The organism is Mesobacillus jeotgali (assembly GCF_002874535.1).
GTDB lineage: Bacteria > Bacillota > Bacilli > Bacillales > Cytobacillaceae > Mesobacillus > Mesobacillus jeotgali.
This window is the reverse complement of the sequence record NZ_CP025025.1, coordinates 2,494,989-2,515,608: the sequence shown is the minus strand read 5'-3', so window position 1 is coordinate 2,515,608 and position 20,620 is coordinate 2,494,989. Positions and strand designations below refer to the sequence as shown.

The following is a 20,620-nucleotide window of genomic DNA, read 5'->3' as shown; positions in this document are numbered from 1 at the left end:
TTGAATGGAGCAGGAATATGAAAGCACCAAAATACAAAGTGATAATCGATTATATAAAAGAGCAGATCACAAACGGGATTTGGCCAGTTGGCAGCAGGCTCCCTAGTCAACGTGATCTTGCAAAGCAATTCGGTGTGAACAGAAGCACAATCGTAACAGCGCTGGATGAATTAGCTGCAGATGGGCTGGTAGAGGGAAAGCTAGGAATGGGAACGATAGTCGTGAACAATACCTGGACACTCATGCGGTCTGCACCACCGGTAAATTGGAATGAACAAGTGGGACTGGGCACCCATCAGGCAAGCCTGTCGACAGTACAAGCTATAAATCTGGCAGAGGCTGATGAAAATTTGATTCAGCTGAGTAAAGGAGAACTATCAAAGGATTTATTCCCACTGGAAGAAATGAGAAATGTTTTAACTAAGGTTGGACAGGAACTGGAGCCGTTTGGCTATGAAGATCCAAAAGGAAATCCACTATTGCGGGAAGCGATTGCTAAATACCTTAATCAAAAAGGAATCATGGTCCATGCTTCTTCTATTTTAGTCGTTTCGGGTGCTTTACAGGCTTTGCACCTCATTTCGATTGGGTTATTAAAAAGTGAGTCAACTGTTTTTCTCGAGAGTCCATCTTATTTATATTCTTTATCCACCTTCCAGTCTGCAGGCATGAAACTCCATGGAATCCCGATGGACAAGGAAGGCATCATCCCTGAGATGATAGAGGCATCGCATCACAGTAAGAACTCGGTGTTATACTGCCATCCAAATTTCCATAATCCTACAGGTACTCTTATGGGAGGTAAACGAAGGCAGCAACTGCTTAAACTGGCAGAGAGTGTACAGCTTCCGATCATCGAGGACGATGTGTACGGCGATCTATGGCTGGACTCTCCTCCGCCGCCTCCCATTAAATCACATGACAGGCACGGAAATGTTTTATATCTTGGCAGCCTGTCGAAGAGCCTGAATCCTGGATTGAGAATCGGGTGGATTGCCGGTCCGGAAGCGGTCATTGAAAGGCTGGCTGACCTGAAAATGCAGACCGACTACGGTTCAAGCTCTTTATCGCAACGTGTCGCCGCAGAATGGTTATCCAGCGGATTGTATGAGAAGCATTTATCGAAGGTAAGAAAACAGCTTATGGTACGAAGAAATGCCGCATTGGAAGCACTGGAAAAACACTTGAGCACTTTTGCTGAATGGGACAGGCCTGCTGGCGGATTTTTCATTTGGGTAAAAATGAATCCGGATATCTCGTTGCCTGATTTGTACAGGAAAGCTCTTGCGAATGGTGTGTTGATCAATCCAGGTCGGATATATTCAACCAAAAAAATGCAGCATTACAGGCTTTCGTTCGCGAATGCTCCGGTTGAGGAAATTCAAAAGGGAATCGCCATATTAGAATCGCTGATTGAAGACTGCTAGAATAGAAGAATATGAGTTTTTAACTAAGTATGAAAAAACATCAAGGAGAATAAGGAATTATGAAATTAGTATCATGGAATGTGAATGGCATAAGGGCTTGTGCTCGTAAAGGATTTTTAGATTTCTTTAAAGAAGCGGACGCAGACCTTTTTTGTATACAGGAAACGAAACTGCAGGAAGGACAGATCACCCTTGAGCTGGAAGGGTACCATCAGTTCTGGAATTACGCAGAAAAGAAAGGCTATTCCGGAACTGCTGTTTTTTCGAAAAAAGAGCCTCTATCTGTTAAGTACGGGATTGGATCAACTGAACATGATCATGAGGGCAGGGCAATCACTGTAGAGTATGAAGAGTTTTATCTGGTCAATGTTTACACCCCAAACTCTCAGCGTGATCTGGCGCGCCTCGGATACCGCCTATCCTGGGAAGACAAGCTCAGAGAGTACTTGTTTGAATTAGACAAGACTAAGCCTGTAATCCTTTGCGGCGATTTGAATGTCGCCCACAATGAGATCGATTTGAAAAACCCAAAACCAAACCGTGGAAATTCTGGATTTACGGATGAGGAACGAGGGAAGATGACAGAACTTCTCGACAGTGGCTTCGTTGATTCGTTCCGTCACCTGCATCCTGAGGTTAAGGATGTGTACACCTGGTGGTCTTACATGAATAAAGTAAGAGAAAAGAACATTGGATGGCGTATCGATTATTTCATTGTTTCAGAAAAATTGGCACCTGCAATCAAAGAAGCAGGAGCAGAATGCTTTGTGATGGGTAGTGATCACTGCCCCGTCACGCTTGAACTAAGTCTATAGAAGTGAATGGATCCCCTGAACAGTGCTCAGGGGATTTTTTTATGTCCACTTTTCAGTGTTTGGAACAGCTATTCGCTGATTTGATTCAAAGCTGTTAGAAGTAACCCCAAGTTCGGACAGCTTTTCGCTGATTTGGTTCAAAGCTGTCCGAAGTAGCCCCGGGTTCGGACAGCTATTCGCTGATTTGATTCAAAGCTGTTAGAAGTAACCCCAAGTTCGGACAGCTTTTCGCTGATTTGGTTCAAAGCTGTCCGAAGTAGCCCCGGGTTCGGACAGCTATTCGCCGATTTGCTTCAAAGCTGTCAGAAGTAGCCCCGGGTTCGGACAGCTATTCGCCGATTTGCTCTAAAGCTGTCCGAAGTAGCCCCGGGTTCGGACAGCTATTCGCTGGTTTGGTTCAAAGCTGTCAGAAGTAGCCCCGGGTTCGGACAGCTTTTCGCTGGTTTGGTTCAAAGCTGTCCGAAGTAGCCCCGGGTTCGGACAGCTATTCGCCGATTTGGTTCAAAGCTGTCCGAAGTAGCCCCGGGTTCGGACAGCTATTCGCTGGTTTGATTCAAAGCTGTCCGAAGTAGCCCCGGGTTCGGACAGCTATTCGCCGATTTGGTTCAAAGCTGTCCGAAGTAGCCCCGGGTTCGGACAGCTATTCGCCGATTTGGTTCAAAGCTGTCCGAAGTAGCCCCGGGTTCGGACAGCTATTCGCTGGTTTGATTCAAAGCTGTCCGAAGTAGCCCCGGGTTCGGACAGCTATTCGCCGATTTGCTTCAAAGCTGTCAGAAGTAGCCCCGGGTTCGGACAGCTATTCGCCGATTTGCTTCAAAGCTGTCAGAAGTAGCCCCGGGTTCGGACAGCTATTCGCTGATTTGATTCAAAGCTGTCCGAAGTAACCCCAAGTTCGGACAGCTTTTCGCTGATTTGGTTCAAAGCTGTCCGAAGTAGCCCAGGGTTCGGACAGCTATTCGCTGATTTGGTTCAAAGCTGTCAGAAGTATCACTAGGAGCGAACAAATCTTTCGCCACTATCCCTAATAGCAATCCAAAAAAATGGTCTGTTAATACAAACAACCTTTAAATATGAGGAACAGTATGACATATTTCATAAAAAAATAGTCTGTTCAACACCATAAAACTCAGCCGTTTTAATATATTCAAAGAATTATCAAAACCTTTTCTTTTGATTTTTAACTAAATGTTATATACTATAAATTAATAAGGATAACACATTAAAAAAATCCTTGATAATGTTACATATTAATTATTGGGGGTAAGTTGGTGGTGAGTTCTATTAAACTAACAAAACGGCAGGAAGAAATCGTTCAAATTGTCAAGGAGGATGGCCCGATAACTGGTGAACAGATTGCCGAAAAGCTGAAGCTGACACGGGCAACTCTCCGTCCGGACTTAGCGATCCTGACGATGGCGGGCAGCCTCGAGGCCAGGCCCAGAGTCGGCTATTTTTTCAATAAGGATAGGGAGAGATTGTTTGAACCGACGGAATTTCTTAATCTTAAAGTCAATGACTATAAGGGCCATCCGATTGTCGTTCAAAAATCATCTTCTGTTTATGATGCGATTGTCCAGATGTTCCTGGAAGACGTAGGGACGCTGTATGCTGTTGATTCTGAAAGTTGCCTGGCTGGGGTCATTTCAAGGAAAGACCTGTTAAGAGCTGCTATCGGAAATAAGAATCTGGAGGATCTTCCTGTAAGCGTCATCATGACGAGGATGCCAAACATTATTACGGTGAACCCTGAAGAAACATTGGTCCAGGCTGCCAAAAAGCTTGTAACAAATAGAATAGATTCTCTCCCTGTCGTCCGGGAACTCAAGCATAAACCCGAATCATATGAAGTTATCGGACGAATAACCAAAACAACCATTACGAAGGTTTATCTAGAAATCGCAGAGCAAAAATCTGTCTAGGAAGTGAGCGCATTTTGGATATGAAGGAAGTTGTGTACGTGGTATCCGATTCAGTCGGGGAAACGGCGGAATTTGTAGTTAAGGCTGTGGCAACCCAGTTTAACGGGGGCCAGGTTGATATCAAAAGAAATTCATATGTTGAGGACGAAGAAGACATTGAAGATGTTATCTTGGTTGCGAAGCAAGGGCATTCAATAATCGCCTATACCATCGTCGTCCCAGCACTCAAGGCTTATCTTGACAAAAGGGCTCATGAGGAAGGGATTTATGCGGTTGATTTGCTGAATCCTCTGATGAATGCCTTTGAAAAGAAGTTCAATAAGGAGCCGAACCATCGACCGGGAATGATGCGAAAGCTAGATGATGAGTACTTTCGTAAGATTGAAGCAATTGAATTTGCCGTCAAATATGACGATGGCAGAGACCCACGTGGCATTTTAAGAGCGGATATCGTACTGGTAGGCGTTTCACGGACTTCAAAAACACCATTATCGATGTACCTTGCACACAAGCGTTACAAAGTAGCAAATGTACCAATTGTTCCTGAGGTAAAACCGCCAGATGAATTGTTCCAGATACCGAGGAGTAAATGTGTCGGATTGATCATCTCGCCAGATAAGCTTAACGAAATCAGGACTGAAAGATTAAAAGCACTAGGGCTTGGTGCCAGGGCAAATTATGCAAGCTATGAACGAATCCTGGAAGAGCTTGATTATGCAGAGAAGATCATGAAACGTGTTGGCTGCCCTGTTATCAATGTTTCCAATAAGGCGATTGAAGAAACGGCAGGATTGATACTCGATATTTTAAAAAGTGAGAGGAGTTTTGGCTGATGTCTAAATTTGTTTATCTTTTTAATGAAGGAAATAGTGGAATGAAAGAAATTCTGGGAGGTAAAGGAGCGAACCTCGCGGAAATGACACGTATCGGCCTCCCTGTACCTTTCGGATTCACGATTTCTACGGAAGCATGTAATGCATATTATGACGCTGGCAAAACGATTCCGGCAGAAGTGCAGGCGCAGGTACTCGAGGCACTAGGTGAGCTTGAAGAGAAAACTGGAAAGAAGCTAGGAAACCCTGAGAACCCATTGCTTGTATCAGTGCGGTCGGGTGCAGTATTCTCCATGCCTGGAATGATGGACACGATCTTGAACCTCGGCATGAATGATGAAACAGTTGAGGGAATGGCAAAGCTTACAAACAACCCAAGGTTTGCCTATGATTCATACCGCCGCTTCATCCAAATGTTCAGTGATGTCGTCCTTGACGTTGATGTGTTCTTCTTTGAACGCCTGCTAGAAGAAACGAGAGAAGCAAAAGGTTATGCATCTGATCCGGAAATGAATGCCGAGGATTGGAAGGAAGTCATCCAGGGCTATAAGAATATCGTGACCAAACATACTAGAAAGCCTTTCCCGCAGGATCCAAAGGAACAGTTATTCCTTTCCATCAACGCTGTATTTGATTCCTGGAATAACCAGCGTGCGATTGTTTACCGCCGCTTGAATAAAATTCCTTCACACCTGGGAACTGCTGTCAATATCCAGAGCATGGTATTCGGAAACATGGGTGATGATTCCGGAACTGGTGTTGCATTTACTCGTGACCCATCCACTGGGGAGAGTATCCTTTATGGTGAGTACTTGATCAATGCACAAGGGGAAGATGTCGTTGCTGGCATCAGGACACCTCAGCCAATCCAAACCCTAAAAGATGAAATGCCTGCCGTTTACCAGCAATTCGTAGATACTTGCAATCGTCTTGAACAGCATTACGAGGATATGCAGGATATTGAATTCACAGTAGAACGCGGAGAGTTGTTCATCCTTCAGACTCGTACTGGGAAGTGTACTGCTCAAGCAGCAATCCGCATTGCTACGGAATTAGTCAAGGAAGGAATTATCGATAAAAAGGCTGCCTTGCTTCGAGTGGACCCAGAACAACTGGATCAGCTTCTGCATCGCCGCATTGATGAAAATTTCGAGCGCAATCAGCTGGCAAAGGGGCTGCCTGCTTCTCCGGGAGCCGCTACCGGGAAGGTAGTATTTGATGCAGATGAGGCAGAACTGCTTGCAAATGATGGCCAAAAGGTCATTCTTGTCCGACCGGAAACAACTCCAGATGATATCCATGGAATCATTGCGGCACAGGCTGTCGTTACGAGTCGAGGTGGTATGACAAGCCACGCAGCTGTAGTAGCGCGCGGTATGGGGAAAGCATGTATATGTGGCTGTGAAGCAATGAAAATTGATCTTCATGAAAAGCAGTTCCGTGTTGGCGAAGTGGTAGTAAAACATAGTGATATTATTACAATTGATGGTGGAACCGGTGAGATTATGCTTGGTGAAATCCCAATGATCGAACCTGAGCTTTCTAAGGAGTTCCAGCTATTGCTTGCATGGGCAGATGAAGAGCGTAAAATTGGAGTCCGCGCAAACGCAGATAATCCTGAGGATTCTGCCAAGGCCCTGGAATTCGGTGCAGGCGGTATTGGTCTATGCCGTACTGAACATATGTTCATGGACGCAGCAAGGGTGCCGATTGTCCAGAAAATGATCCTGGCTGAAACGTTTGAGGAACGGAACGCGGCATTGGATGAACTATTGCCGATGCAGCGAGAAGACTTCGAAGGAATCCTTGAAGTGATGCAGGGGCTCCCTGTAACAATTCGTTTACTGGATCCGCCTTTACATGAGTTCTTGCCTGATAAAGAAGAACTTATTGTCGAGATCACCAAATTGCAAATCCAGGACCCAGAATCGAAAGAGCTTAAGGAAAAGGAAGCGTTACTTAAGAAAGTACGCCAATTGGACGAATTTAATCCGATGCTTGGCCACCGTGGCTGCCGACTTGGCATGATTCATCCGGAAATTTATGAAATGCAGGCAAGAGCAATTTTCTATGCTGTAGCGAACTTGGCTGATAAGGGTATCGATGCACAGCCTGAAATCATGATTCCTCTAGTCGGTCATGTCAATGAGTTAAAGGAAATGCGTGAACTGGTAAACGCGGCTGCGCAAAGTATTAAAGAAGAAACGGGCAAGCATTTTGAATATACAGTGGGTACAATGATTGAGATACCACGTGCTGCTTTGACTGCAGACCAAATTGCCGAGGAAGCAGACTTCTTCTCATTTGGTACGAATGACCTGACACAGACTACTTTCGGATACAGCCGCGACGATGCTGAAGGAAAGTTCCTTCAGGCATATATTGAACAAAAGGTCCTTCCTGAAAATCCGTTTGCAGTACTTGATCGTGAGGGAGTAGGCAAGTTGGTTGAGACTGGTGTGGAACTTGGCCGCAAGACTAAGCCTGGCCTAAAGACCGGAATTTGCGGAGAGCACGGCGGCGAAAAGAGCTCGATTGAATTCTGTTACAATGCAGGGCTTGATTATGTAAGCTGCTCACCATACCGTGTTCCACTTGCGAGACTGGCTGCTGCTCAGGCAACAATCCGTCACGAGAGAAACAATGAAAAAGAAGCTGTAATTGCTAAATAACTTTTAACTGGAGCGTGTAATGAAGCACGCTCCTTTGTTTTTAAGTATCATTTATTTCCTTATTAATAGGTAACTGATGGAAAAAAGGGTATACTATCTATATACGAAATTCCTCGGGTCTTCTGGTGTTTCCACTTACCATGAGAAGGCGTGAGACCAAACCAGAGAGGATGAGGGAAATGTTAGTAAAACTTTATCAGGCAAAAGCGGGCGATGGCAGCAAAAAAAAGGGGTTAAGGAGAACACAATCCTATTTTATGACGCCGGAGGATGCCTTATCAGAAGCGTTTGCTTTAAAAGAAAAAATGGATTCGAGATATAAAAACGAAATAGAATGGGATTATCAAGGTGCTTTTACAGGTACCTCTGAAAAAATGAAAATTCTAAAGGGATATCTGAAGGGTAATCGGGAAACTACTCCGTTTTACTTGGAGATTATAAGTGTTGATAACATCGATAAAATTAAACCAGCATCACCGATTAAACCTAAAAGTGTAACAAAGGACGACAAAAAGGTCTTGACCGAAGTCATGAAAAAGTTAAAGGTGAAGAACGCTTAGTCAAGCCGTTCCACTGATTGTAAGAAGAATCCTAAATGGAAGGGCGCGCACATCTCATTGTGCGGCCTTTTATTTAGGTTCTTTTTGTAACTTTTGCAGCTTTCAGCCGATATTCATTTTTGGCGCTTTTCTTTTAGCATATATTTTACAGATTTTAAGGGGTTCAGATATGAAACAAATTGAATTGATCCATCAGCAGGCAGTGGAGAACACAAAAACTAAGATAATGGATGATATCGAGAATTTTCTTGGTGAACTGGAAACTCTTCCGGAATTTCAGGAGTATCTCGATAAAAGAAGCACTTACATTAGCCAGATCTGGCTGAATGTGTGGCTGACAAAGTCTACAAATGATTTTTCAAAGCGTGAGAAAAAGGCTTTTTTGAGTGAGCGGGGATATGTTGTAGAAGGTGTCGACCGAAAGTTAATCAATAAGCTTTTCAGGAATGAAATGAGAGACTATCAACCATTCAATACAAGAGAGTGGGTCAAGTCTGCAATCGATAAACACAACTGGGATGAACATTATAACCGTGCTAGAAAGAGGTTCCTTAAAAAAGCTCAGGAAGACCGGCTCCTTGAGAAAAAGGCAGGAATAAAGGAAAAGATTTACCAGGTTGCCCAAAAGGTTTTTAGTGACTTCCAGGAGTCGGCATATCTAAAAATTCGGCATGAGATGGCAAAGGAAATAAAGAAGATTTTAAATGACAATCAGAAGTACGAGGATATTGACACATACATGCTGGAAGAAAGGTTGACCGTTATTGGCTCTTTCAACCCAGATGATTACAGGACGATGGCTGACTTTTTTGATGAATTGACGGGGCAGGTCCATCAAACAGCTAGCTGGGGACGGTTTTATTTTGAGTATGAGACCTACCAGTATCATTTTGAGAACAGTGTTTTAAAGTATTTTACTCGGATAGCTGCTGAGGAGGTAATGAAACAGCTTGACCAGCAAATCCTCAGCGAATATGAGGAAGTTTTCGAGGACAAGCTTTCAGTCGCCGAGACAAAAAGAATCATTAATGACTTAACTGATGTCTATTTAGATGGTTTTCTTTTCAAGCTTCAGGAAGAGTATGTAACAGACCTATTGGCTCTAGCTGACATGGAGTTTGAAGAACGGGCGCATCGTGCAATCTATGAGAGCGACCTTGCAGAGAGAGAACGGAGAAAGGCAGAGGAGCTGGCTGAACTTGAACGGAAAAGGGAAGAAGAAGCTCGCATGCTTGAGGACATTTTCGGCAGGGAATACAATCCATCACTAAGAAGAAATGTTAGATATATTCTGCACATAGGCGAAACAAATACAGGAAAGACCTACCATGCTCTGGAAAGAATGAAGGATGCAAGAACGGGCTTGTATTTGGCTCCTCTTCGTCTCCTGGCACTTGAGGTTTATGAAAAGCTCAACGCTGAGGGAGTTCCTTGTTCTCTCAAAACAGGCGAGGAAGAAAAGCCTGTGGAAGGAGCAAACCATATATCCTGCACAGTTGAAATGTTCCATGAAAAGGACTTTTATGAAGTTGTCGTCATTGATGAATCACAGATGATCGCTGATAAGGACAGAGGGTTTTCCTGGTTTAAAGCCATCACAAAAGCAAACGCAGAGGAAGTCCATATTATCGGGAGCATGAATATCAAGGAAATGATGATGGGCCTGCTGGATGGTGGGGTGGCGGAAATTTATGAATACACTCGTGATATACCTCTCCAGGTAGAGAATAAAGAGTTCAGCCTGAAGGATACCAAGAAAGGCGATGCACTTGTTTGCTTCTCACGAAAACAAGTGCTTGAAAATGCATCGAAACTACAGAACAACGGACGCCTGGTGAGCATGATTTATGGAAGCATGCCGCCCGAAACTAGGAAAAAGCAAATCGACCGATTCATCAAAGGAGAAACAAGTGTGGTAGTAGCGACCGATGCTATTGGCATGGGTCTGAATTTGCCAATCAGGAGAATCGTCTTTTTGGAAAATGAAAAATTCGATGGTACGAGGAGAAGAAGGCTTACTTCCCAGGAGATAAAGCAAATAGCGGGGCGTGCCGGCAGAAAAGGAATTTACAACGTCGGCCGTGTAGCGTTCACCTCAGACATCAACTTGATGACAAAGCTTCTTGAGAAAGAAGACAGGCCTGTAGAGACGTTTTCCATTGCTCCAACATCTGGTATTTTTGAAAGGTTCCAAAAATACCACCGCTCACTTGCTGTTTTCTTTGAATTATGGGATAAGTTCGAGAGCCCTAAAGGGACGAACAAAGCTTCGCTTTCAGAGGAAAGAGAGCTTTATGAGTACATCAGGGATACTGAAATTGAAGCGAGACTGCCAATGATGGAGCTATATGGATTTCTTCACCTGCCTTTTTCATCAAAAGAACCTGCCCTTATTGAACAATGGCTTCAAACGATCAGAGCAATTGTCGAAGATGCAGAACTTCCCGAGCCTCCGGTCAAAACTGCCTCCTTGGAGGAACTGGAGCTTTCTTATAAAGCAATCGGTCTGCATTTGCTGTTTTTATATAAGCTAGGAAGAAAAACTGAGGCTGTTTACTGGGAAAGAGTTCGTACAGGCTTAAGCGACGATGTTCATGAATTTTTAAAGTCAGAAGTGAAAAATTATAAAAAGAAGTGCAGGCATTGCGGAAAAGGGATCCATGTTGATTCCCCATACCAGATTTGTGATTCCTGCTATTCAGCTAGAAACAGAAAAAGGGTGGATAACAGAGATCGCTGGAGGTAATCAGCTGTAAGCGGGGCTTTCATTAGGAAACCCCGCTTCTTTTAATTTTATATGAAAGTATTACACTTCTATTAGTGTCCAGCTCCAGCGCCTAGCCCCTCGAGTCGCTTCGGTCCGCCCAATGAAGTCAAAGAACGACTTCACTGATCGGCCCTCCAGCGCTTGTCGGGGCTGAACAAGGCGCTTGCGCTTTTCTTACGACAGAAGTATATAACAGCTCAATCGCCATATGATTATAGAAGGAAAAAATAAAAAGGTGTGATCAGATGGCTGTCCACGTAGTTAGGCCAGGAGAGAACCTTTGGGCAATCGCCAGAACATATGGTGTATCGATCCAAAGTATTGTCGATGTCAATGGACTTCCTTCCGCTAGCTTAATCATTCCTGGGCTGGCACTCTATGTTCCAGATCAACAGCCAATTACTCGCTATTATCAAATCAAGGCTGGCGATACATTATGGAGGCTTGCTTTACAATTCAGGACGAGTGTCAGCAACATTGTCAGTGCAAATCCGGGACTGGATCCCAACAGATTGTATATTGGCCAGAACATTAATATTCCTTCACCAGTTAAGCCACGGTTTTCTACACTTGGATTCATCGTACCTGGCGCCTCTCAAACCTTTCTAACTGATTTCGAAAGAATGGCCCCTAATCTTACATTCATTGCTGTTGCGGCCTTTACCTTTACAGCAGAAGGATATGCCTATGTGGTGGGTAATGATGCCCCTATTGTTCGTAAAAGCAAAGAATTGAATGTCATCCCCTTATTATTAATTCAAAACACCACGGCATCTGGATTCAGCAAAGAACTTGCAGGCAATGTACTGGCTTCTTCGACTTATCGAAAGAACCTTGTTGCCAGTCTTGTGGATTTAGCAAATCAAAGAGGCTATGGCGGCATAAGTGTCGACCTGGAATTCATCCCGCCGCCGCAGAGGGAAGATTTCAATACTTTCCTCCGTGAACTGAAGGCAGCGATGGGAAATCTGATTTTACATGTAAATGTCCATGCAAAGACAGAAGATATTCCGACAAATCCAATAATCGGAGCGTATGATTATAAAACGATAGGGGAGATTGCTGACATTGTGGCCGTCATGACAATTGATTACGGTTACCCTGGAGGTCCACCTGATCCTGTTTCTCCTTTATGGTGGATCGCACTCGTTGTCAGGTATTCGCTAACATTGATTCCCCGTGAGAAATTGCAAATCGGTCTTCCGCTTTACGGACATGATAAAGTCGTCTCGACTAATCAATATCGAGCACTCTCCGTGCTGGACGCACAAAACCTTGCTATTTCTACTGGTGCGGTCATCCAGTTTGATACTGCAGCCAGGTCACCGTGGTTTAGGTATTGGAAAGGCACCGAAGAGCATATCGTCTGGTTTGAAGATATTCGAAGCTACATTGAAAAGTACAGATTAATCGATCTATATCAGCTTAATGGCGCAACCTATTGGCAGCTTAGCTTCAAGGCTCCGCAAAATTGGTCTTATTTGGACAAAGTGGACGTGATCAAACTGTGATTTGAACTGAATGATTGAACCACAGCAGGATTAGTAGTACAAAATTAATGTATTTGAACTTCTAAAGGTTACCTGAATACCAGGGAATCCAGTTTGGCAAAAGTGCTTGTTCAGAAATAAGAACAGGTGCTTTTTTTACTTTATAGGGTAATTGCCAGCTATTTTGGGGTATTGATAAGTAAATTGATTTATATAAGAGGAGGATCATAGATGAATAATTTTCTGAAGAGCGGTTTTATGCTCGGACTGGGAGCAGCGGTTGCCGGTAAGGAGAAAGTAGATGAAACCATTATGAACCTGGTTGAGAAAGGGAATATGACCCAGGCTGAAGCAGACACCATCTTCGACGACTTTTTTAAAAAAGGTGAATCGAAGAGTGAGGAATGGAATGGAGAATTCAGAGAGATGGCGAGGAAACAGCTATCAGATCTTGGATTTGTAACAAGGGAAGAATTAGACACTGTCAAGGCACGGCTCGTGATATTGCAAAAAGAAATTGCACAACTGCGAAACAGCGGATTGAATAAGGATATTGATCAGGTTGAAAATGGAATGGAGAATGTTCCTCCTGGATTTTCAAAAGACATTGATTAGCAGCGGGTGATGGAATGTTGACGGACCGAATGAGACGTTTAAATAGATACAGAGAGATCGCATCAGCCTTTGTTAAGTATGGTTTTGGCTATGTGTTGGAAGAGGTCGGGCTGTTCCATGTCCTGTCTATGAAGGACCGGATCGCTGCAGACGTGAAAAACGGGAATACAAAGGAAGCTGGCTACCGTATAAGGTGCATGCTGGAGGAATTGGGTCCCGCTTTTATAAAGCTTGGCCAGCTCCTCAGCATCAGAAGTGATATGCTTCCTGAAGAGATAGTTAAAGAACTGGAACTCCTTCAGGACCAGGTTCCCCCAGTGCCTGTTGATGGAATAAAAGAAAAGCTTCACCACGAGTTTGGCAGGCCTGTCGAGGAAGTCTTCACCTATTTTAATGAGGATTATGTAGCAGCAGCGTCGATTGGACAGGTTCATGAAGCGGTACTGTCAACTGGGGAGTCTGTCATGGTGAAGGTCCAGCGCCCTGGCATTAAGCATACTGTCCATACAGACCTTGAAATTTTAAGGGATATTGCGAGATTGATTGAGCAGCGATATGATTGGGCTCAATATTACAATATCACTGATATGGTTGAAGAGCTGTCTGAATCAATCCGCAGGGAGCTTGATTACACAGAGGAAGCCCGGAATACGGATATGGTCCAAATGCAGTTTGAAGATTGCGAATCTATAAAAGTGCCAATTATCTTTCCTGAATACTCAACTCCACAGATTCTCACCATGGAAAAGGTCGAAGGTATCAAGCTCAACGAACTGAATACTATTGTTATTGAAAATGAGGAAAAACGGAGGATAGCGGATTTATTGGTAAGTGCATTCATAACCCAAATTTTAAAAGAAGGTTTTTTTCACGGTGACCCGCATCCTGGCAATATCCTTTATAATACAGAAACTCAACAGCTGATTTTCATAGACTTTGGGCAAGTGGGTCGTCTGTCAGCAAGCTTGAGATATGATTCTGCATCAATGATGATGGGAATCATGCAGGAAGACACCCATCAGATTGTCAGGTCTATTTTCAGGATGGCCTATGTTCCTTCTGATATTGATGAACAGCATTTTTATGACCGAGTAGATGGAATCAGGAAAACGGTTGAAAGGTCGTCAAAAGAAGGTCTAAGTTTAGGCTTGACGGTCAAGGAGTTGTTTGCTGCGGCACAGGAACATCGGATCATCCTGCCGAAGGAAATGACGATGATGGGGAAAGCGTTGATCACGATTGAAGGCATCATCTCTGAAATTGACCCTGGCCTGGATATGATTGAGTTGGCCAAGCCTTATGGTGAACAGATTATGAGGGAGAGGTATGATCCGATTAAAATGGGCAAAAGGCTTTGGAATAAAGCCGAGGACTTATCTGATACATTTACCAATATACCTAATCAGGTTGAGAATGTTTTGAATCAGGCTTCCAAAGGGGATTTGAAATTTGAAATTAGCTTATCGGAAATCAATCGGATCCTTCATAAATTCGACCGGATCAGCAACCAGGTTTCCTTCAGTTTGACACTGCTTGCCTTCAGTATTGTTGTTCTCGGTCTGATTGTGGGAGCAACATTTGGCAATAATACTATACTGACAAGCGTACCGGCAATTGAAATAGGGTTCATCATTGCATTCGGAATGTTTTTATGGATAATATATTCTATATTGAAATCGGGACGCTTTTAACCTAAGGCTCTATTCGTAAAGTTAGGCAATGTTCATACCATTGCCCTTTTTCTATGGAAAAGATGGCTAAGAGGTATGTGAGTAGGTAAATGTTAAGAATTAATGATTCGGAGGAGTTAAATATGCCTTGCAGAACTACTGATGAATTAAATGAACTTGTACAAGATGCAAAAAAATACACTGGCGGCGGGAAGGTTGCAGACTACATTCCAGCTTTGGCGAAAGCGAATCCTGAGGAGTTGTCCGTCGCTATTTTTCATGATGACGGAACTTGTGTTTCAGCCGGAGACATCCATCAGAAGCTAACTTTGCAAAGTGTTTCAAAAGTATTGACACTTGCACTTGCCCTAATAGATTACGGAGAAGAAGCCGTTTTTGACAAAGTGGGTTATGAGCCAACTGGTGATCCATTCAATTCAATTGTCAAGCTGGAATTCAGTCCTTCGAAACCGTTGAATCCAATGATTAATGCAGGCGCACTTGCAGTTACTCATATGATCAAGGGGAAGGATGCGGATGAACGATTTGAACGAATTCTCTCGTTCATCCAGGAACTGGCAGGTAATTCTTCCATTGGTTATTCAGATGAAGTTGCTGAGTCTGAATATGAAACTTCAGATCTTAACAGGGCATTATGCTATTTTTTGAAGCAGCACGGGGTTATTGATGAGGATGTTGAAGAATTGTTGAAGGTGTATACGAAGCAATGCGCGATTGAAATGGATTGCCTGGATCTCGCCCGAATTGGCTGTGTGTTCGCAATGGATGGTTTGGAGCCTGTTACTAACAGACGAATGATACCTGCCCATGTGGCTCGCTTATGTAAAACGTTCATGGTTACCTGTGGTATGTACAATGCTTCGGGAGAATTTGCTGTCAGGGTAGGAATTCCTGCTAAAAGTGGTGTATCAGGCGGAATTATGGGGTCAGTCCCAAACAGATTTGGAATTGGAATTTTAGGGCCAGCCCTTGATGAGAAAGGGAACAGCATTGGTGGGATCAAGCTGCTGGAAAGCATGTCTGCAAAGTATAAGATGAGCATGTTTTAAAGATGGGTTAAAAATGTAAAAATTCAGACAAACATTACCTGCGGGTGTATTTATATTCTTGATATGATAAGGAGGTGATTCATTATAATTGAAAGGAGAAAAATATGACTGTTGAACATAAGGTAATCTCAATTCAAGAGAAAATAAAAGATTTGGCTTTTGAAGAGATTGGAGAAATATTCAATTTCAGCAGTGATTACTATGGTGCATATTTACTTGGATTAGTTGATGATTTTATAGGAACAGAACAGGTTTCTGAAGAGATTGCCACTTCACTGGTACCTCACTTTATTTCATGGGCTGTGTTTTCCCACCGCTTCAGACTGGGCCATGAAAATAAGACTATTTTTGAGTTATATCTGGAGTCTCCCCGTTATAAAAGCAGAATGAAACCCAAAGTGCACACTCTCATCAGTGAATGGAAAAGTGCAATGCCAGGGGTTTATTACACTGAGGAAATCTTAGGAGAAAGAGTGCTAGTTGTTAATGATGTAATTCGCATGAAGCTGGGTTAGTCGGAGTATATAATGAAATGTATCATCAGCCAGAGGAAAGCGATTTGCTTATAGGATATCTTCTTCCTGCAGGAGATGGCACCTATTCCCCAATCATAGATTTTTTCCACATTCCAGCTCTCTACAAAAAACAAGCGGCCTTTCAAATGATGGATTTCTATAATAAAGCCGTAACCTCAGATCATGAATTCTTCATCCGCCACTACCCAAAACTACTCTCGATTATTTCAAACGTACTTAAATAAAGAAACTGATTTTACTATGAAGATAGATTCAAAAGGCCAAAATACAAAAGTGAAGGACGTGTACATTAGTACCGTCCTTAGTTATTTGTTAGATAAGGAATTATAAAATCATTTAATTGTGGAACTTACATAAGGTTTTCTTAATCCAGCTTCAGCGCCTAGCCCCTCGAGTCGCTTCAGTCCTGCCAATGAAGTCAAAGAACGACTTCACTGTCAGGCCCTCCAGCGCTAGTCAGGGCTAAACGAGGCGCTTGCGCTTTTTGTACTAGCCCCCGAACGCTTCAAGGATATCCTCAACTTCCTTCATATTGAGTAATTTTGCGGCCTCTGTTTGTTCTTTCATGGTTCTTTCCTTTATAGGTGGCTGGATGAAGTAGGTTCCATTTTCAAGCATCGCTCGAATGTCAGCAAGCTGCTGAAGGATTTCAGCAGAGCCACCATTCAATACGGGCTTGGGATTTAGGTAATGATGGAGAGCGGACAGAACAAGATGGCTCAGTGAACTGTTATCGGCATGATATTCGATTTGGTCCACTATTTTTGGTGAAACCGTGTACGACTCACCAGTCTTAACATCAATATATCGTTCAGGGATAGTTATCGCGATCTTATTTACATAATCCGTATAGGTGTTTGACATACCGATCATCCTTCAATGGAAATTAGTTCCTCGGTATTCTCATGTTGTTTCTTAAGTTGGTTCATTTTTGCCAAAATCATGAGTCCGAAGACGTTCAATTTTTCCAGGTTTTCTGGAAAAGTCAGCTCAATTGGGCGTCCCTTATCAGCCCATCTTACGGCAGCTTCCTGTATTTGTGTCTGGGCGAGTTTTGCTGCACCGCCAACAGCGATATAACGGGATGCTCCTTTGATTTCACTGGAACTGCTCCTTGCGCGGTCAAAGTGCTCAAGATACTTTATAGCCATGATCCTCAATTGAGGGATCACATACTTGCTAATATCCTTTCTGACACCGGCAAAGGGTTCGACGTACCATTCTGATTGCCCAGCAAAAAGTTTTTCTTCAAGCTCTGACCTTGAGTCGAAAGTGTATAATTCATTCTTACTGACTTTTTTAATGATCGTATCCAAGAACAAATTGATTCCAAAATGGTCGCCTTCAACTGAGGCTACAGGCTTACTGTTCTTGATCCCAACGAAATCTACTGAATCACCGCCTAGGTCGCCAATGATGATACCTTTCTTAGAATCCTTCACCAGGTTATCATCCTTAATTGTCAGTGTATCAACATCCCGAATTAATCCTAAATAGGCACAGGCTCCTTCCGCGCCGACAATCACATCCTTGATTTCAAGCTTGACAATCAGTTCTTTCGGCTCCGGAATTCCTGGCACTTTATGGAGTGTGATGGTATGGTTACCAATCAAGCGCTGCTTGAGTATTTCTTTCCTCTCCTTATATTGCGTGGTTGGAAGAGATACAGCTAATTGGTCAATACAATAATTTAATTCGATGTCATTTGGATTAATGATTGAAGCATGGTAGGCAGCCGCGGCAAATAGAAGGATATATGTGCGGTCTTCATCAGCTTTTTGATTATTGCTTGCTGTCAGGCTGACATTTCTTTGCTTGGCAGCCGCTTTTCCAGCATAAAAAATTTCTCTTTTATTTGTAATCGCCGGGCTTTTTATCTCTACGATCAAATTCTCCTCAAGATCAATATCTTCCTCGTCATAGGGCTTTTCGTAAAACTCATCATCATACAATGCGATGGCGTTTGGCATTTGATAGTCCCTTAGCTCCCCATGATCAGAGGCTAGAACTTTATACCAGCTGTTGCCTATGTCGACTGCAAAATAATTATAATTGTTCATTTTATCCTCCTCCTTTTGAATCCTATGCAAAAGGCATGTTCAATTGTGCAAGTACCTAATTTTAATGGAAGTGAAGAATTGAAAGAATGGAAATCTTGAAAAACTGAAAAAATCCGCATTTGTGCTGATTCATTCATCTAGTCCAAAAAAACTAGCATGAATAGGATAAATTGTACAAGAAATTTTAAAGGAGGAAAAAAAATGACTAATGATAAACATGGTAACCACAAATGTGTTAGCATAAATAAGTCTGCCTCTAAGGCTGAGTGTGCTAACGTTCAGGCGTTATCAGGCAATATAGCTGCAGGACCAGCACTCGTTAATTTGCCAGTAACTCTTACTGAAGTGCGTGTTACAAGCAATCTTGATGCTAATATTCATTTCCCAGATCCAGTTTTAGAAATTAAGGATATTAAAAAGAGGGTTAAGATTGTCCAGTGCACATTGCTGCTTGGTGGGGCTGAGCTTGATGATATGGGAAATCTGATTACTGACATTCCACTTTTCATTAAAGGATATATCCGCAAGAATATCCAATATGCAACACCTTGCCCAAAAACAAGCGGTGATTGTGTGGCATCTGATATGCGCTCACTAACCGTTGACGTTCCATTCGATTGCGTAACTACAATTGCAGCAGGAGATTTTGATAGGCCACCAGTCCTTCCGGAATTTAATTCGCGCTTTGAATTCGATTTCTTCAGAGCTCAGAAATTAGGCACTGGTTTTCCTGAAAAAGACCGACTCCTGTCTAGCGACCTATCCCAGTTCCACCAGGTAAGCGACCAATTTTATAATCAATTTCCTTACTGTGAGCTGATTGATAGCCGAATCGTCCAATATGATGAAGCGATTGACCGTCATCCCCTGCATCATAATGCTCCATTCGAAGAAGGAGTATTCTATAATATGGTTGAAAAGTCATTATTGGAATTCCGGGTTAGAGTAATTCAAAACCAGCAAGTAAGGATTATCGCAGACTAATTCTAATCTGTGATCTTCAGAAAGAAAAAAGGACCAAGACGATATCAGGTATCAACTGATATCGTCTTTTTCTATGTACTTATACATATTCATTTGATGATGTTTTTGCAAGTAATATAAGAAGACTTAAACCTTCAAAAATTTTTTTATAATGTAATTTAACATGTACATTCCCAGGGATATAAAGGGATGTCATTGGGTACTTGCCCCGAATTTTGTAATTGTATAAGGGCAAATGCCTAGACCCAGAAAATCAAAGTGCATAGGATAAAGCATCTTCACTCTAAGGAGTTATAAGGAGGAGCCATGTATGTTTGAATTAGATAAAAATAAAAAGCCTGACTTTGAGTGTAAGCCTTCAACTGATCATTTTGAATGCTCACCTCGGCACCACCATCCACATGTAAGCCTGGGAAAGTTGGTTACCAAAGTTCCTGTCGTTCTTGCGGAACTGACCCTGCACGTGAATCTGGATACGTTGATTAACTTTCCAGAGCCAGTACTTGAAATTAAGGATATCAAAAAGAGAATAAAATTGACTCAATGCAGACTGCTTTTACCGACAAATAAATTGTTCATCAAAGGGTTTGTAAGGAAGAATATTCAATATGCAAGTCCGAGCCAGGAAATTGAAGCTTCATCATCATCATCTGTAGCTTCCGATCTTCACTCTTATACAGTAGATATTCCTTTCCAGGTAGTGACAGAAGTGAAGGACTTCCTTTCAAAGCCTGTATTGCCTCAAGTAAACAACCGTAAGGAATTCGACTTTTTCGTGTCAAAACCTTTGTCAACAGGATTTCCGGAAAAAGATGAATTGCTGACAAGCGACTTGAGCCAATTTCATCAGGAAAGCTCACAGCACTATAACGAGCTCCCTTTCTGTGAATTAGTATCAAGTCAAATCATTGAATGGGATGAAGCGATTGACCGACAGCCGCTTCCTACTTCTTCACCGATCGATGAAGGATATTTCCAGACAATCGAAGAAAAAATGGTCATTGATTTCACTGTCCGCGTACTTCAAAATCAACAAATCCGCGTTTCATCAGCAACAAATGATCCAGATTGCTATGACGAATCAGAATAAATATTAGATAAAAGGCGGGGTATTATACTAGGCACCAATAGTATATGCCCCTTTATGTTTTTACCCCTATAAAAAAAGGAGGGTAGGGATAGGTTGCAATAAAAGCAGACCC

General features: G+C 42.7%; 17 protein-coding genes. 15 read left to right on the top strand and 2 right to left on the bottom strand.

What is annotated here, in order from left to right:
* The first annotated feature begins 17 nt into the window (after positions 1–17).
* The 13 genes from pdxR to CD004_RS12630 all read left to right on the top strand — a co-directional run bounded on the left by pdxR (position 18) and on the right by CD004_RS12630 (position 16,598).
* Complete coding sequence (pdxR, locus tag CD004_RS12690) at positions 18–1,427, top strand: MocR-like pyridoxine biosynthesis transcription factor PdxR (RefSeq protein ID WP_102263107.1); 1,410 nt, start codon at positions 18–20, stop codon at positions 1,425–1,427.
* 59 nt (positions 1,428–1,486) lie between these two features.
* Positions 1,487–2,242, top strand: coding sequence for an exodeoxyribonuclease III (locus tag CD004_RS12685; protein ID WP_102263106.1), 756 nt, complete (start codon positions 1,487–1,489; stop codon positions 2,240–2,242).
* Between the two features lie 1,271 nt (positions 2,243–3,513).
* A complete protein-coding gene (locus CD004_RS12680; protein ID WP_102265093.1) occupies positions 3,514–4,161 on the top strand; it encodes a transcriptional regulator CcpN in 648 nt (215 codons plus the stop codon).
* Positions 4,162–4,175: 14 nt separating this feature from the next.
* Complete coding sequence (locus tag CD004_RS12675; RefSeq protein WP_102263105.1) at positions 4,176–4,994, top strand: pyruvate, water dikinase regulatory protein; 819 nt, start codon at positions 4,176–4,178, stop codon at positions 4,992–4,994.
* Positions 4,994–7,666 carry a pyruvate, phosphate dikinase gene (gene ppdK, locus CD004_RS12670; RefSeq protein ID WP_102263104.1) on the top strand — a complete coding sequence of 891 codons (2,673 nt, stop codon included), beginning with the start codon at positions 4,994–4,996 and terminating at the stop codon, positions 7,664–7,666. The genes CD004_RS12675 and ppdK overlap by 1 nt, the downstream gene beginning before the upstream one ends.
* 179 nt (positions 7,667–7,845) lie before the next feature.
* Positions 7,846–8,226, top strand: a complete 381-nt coding sequence (locus tag CD004_RS12665) for a hypothetical protein (RefSeq protein ID WP_102263103.1) — start codon at positions 7,846–7,848, stop codon at positions 8,224–8,226.
* A 169-nt stretch (positions 8,227–8,395) separates the two neighbouring features.
* Positions 8,396–10,972 carry a helicase-related protein gene (locus tag CD004_RS12660; protein WP_102263102.1) on the top strand — a complete coding sequence of 859 codons (2,577 nt, stop codon included), beginning with the start codon at positions 8,396–8,398 and terminating at the stop codon, positions 10,970–10,972.
* Between the two features lie 266 nt (positions 10,973–11,238).
* Positions 11,239–12,504, top strand: a complete 1,266-nt coding sequence (locus CD004_RS12655) for a LysM peptidoglycan-binding domain-containing protein (RefSeq protein ID WP_102263101.1) — start codon at positions 11,239–11,241, stop codon at positions 12,502–12,504.
* A gap of 210 nt (positions 12,505–12,714) precedes the next feature.
* Positions 12,715–13,098, top strand: coding sequence for a phasin family protein (locus tag CD004_RS12650; protein WP_102263100.1), 384 nt, complete (start codon positions 12,715–12,717; stop codon positions 13,096–13,098).
* Between the two features lie 14 nt (positions 13,099–13,112).
* Complete coding sequence (locus CD004_RS12645; RefSeq protein WP_102263099.1) at positions 13,113–14,789, top strand: ABC1 kinase family protein; 1,677 nt, start codon at positions 13,113–13,115, stop codon at positions 14,787–14,789.
* Between the two features lie 122 nt (positions 14,790–14,911).
* Positions 14,912–15,838 carry a glutaminase A gene (glsA, locus tag CD004_RS12640; RefSeq protein WP_102263098.1) on the top strand — a complete coding sequence of 309 codons (927 nt, stop codon included), beginning with the start codon at positions 14,912–14,914 and terminating at the stop codon, positions 15,836–15,838.
* A 104-nt stretch (positions 15,839–15,942) separates the two neighbouring features.
* Positions 15,943–16,353 (top strand): hypothetical protein, encoded by a 411-nt coding sequence (locus tag CD004_RS12635; RefSeq protein ID WP_102263097.1) that lies wholly within the window; start codon positions 15,943–15,945, stop codon positions 16,351–16,353.
* A gap of 17 nt (positions 16,354–16,370) precedes the next feature.
* Positions 16,371–16,598 (top strand): hypothetical protein, encoded by a 228-nt coding sequence (locus CD004_RS12630; RefSeq protein WP_102263096.1) that lies wholly within the window; start codon positions 16,371–16,373, stop codon positions 16,596–16,598.
* Between the two features lie 265 nt (positions 16,599–16,863).
* Here the strand turns inward: CD004_RS12630 and CD004_RS12625 are convergent, their stop codons facing one another.
* Both CD004_RS12625 and CD004_RS12620 read right to left on the bottom strand, forming a co-directional pair.
* A complete protein-coding gene (locus tag CD004_RS12625) occupies positions 16,864–17,238 on the bottom strand; it encodes a hypothetical protein (RefSeq protein WP_102263095.1) in 375 nt (124 codons plus the stop codon).
* Between the two features lie 5 nt (positions 17,239–17,243).
* Positions 17,244–18,434, bottom strand: a complete 1,191-nt coding sequence (locus CD004_RS12620; RefSeq protein WP_102263094.1) for a ParM/StbA family protein — start codon at positions 18,432–18,434, stop codon at positions 17,244–17,246.
* A 201-nt stretch (positions 18,435–18,635) separates the two neighbouring features.
* Here CD004_RS12620 and CD004_RS12615 point away from each other — a divergent pair, with 201 nt between their 5' ends.
* Both CD004_RS12615 and CD004_RS12610 read left to right on the top strand, forming a co-directional pair.
* Positions 18,636–19,418 carry a CsxC family protein gene (locus tag CD004_RS12615; RefSeq protein WP_102263093.1) on the top strand — a complete coding sequence of 261 codons (783 nt, stop codon included), beginning with the start codon at positions 18,636–18,638 and terminating at the stop codon, positions 19,416–19,418.
* Between the two features lie 310 nt (positions 19,419–19,728).
* Entirely contained in the window at positions 19,729–20,508 is a 780-nt protein-coding gene (locus CD004_RS12610) for a CsxC family protein (protein WP_102263092.1), read from the top strand.
* Positions 20,509–20,620: the final 112 nt, after the last annotated feature.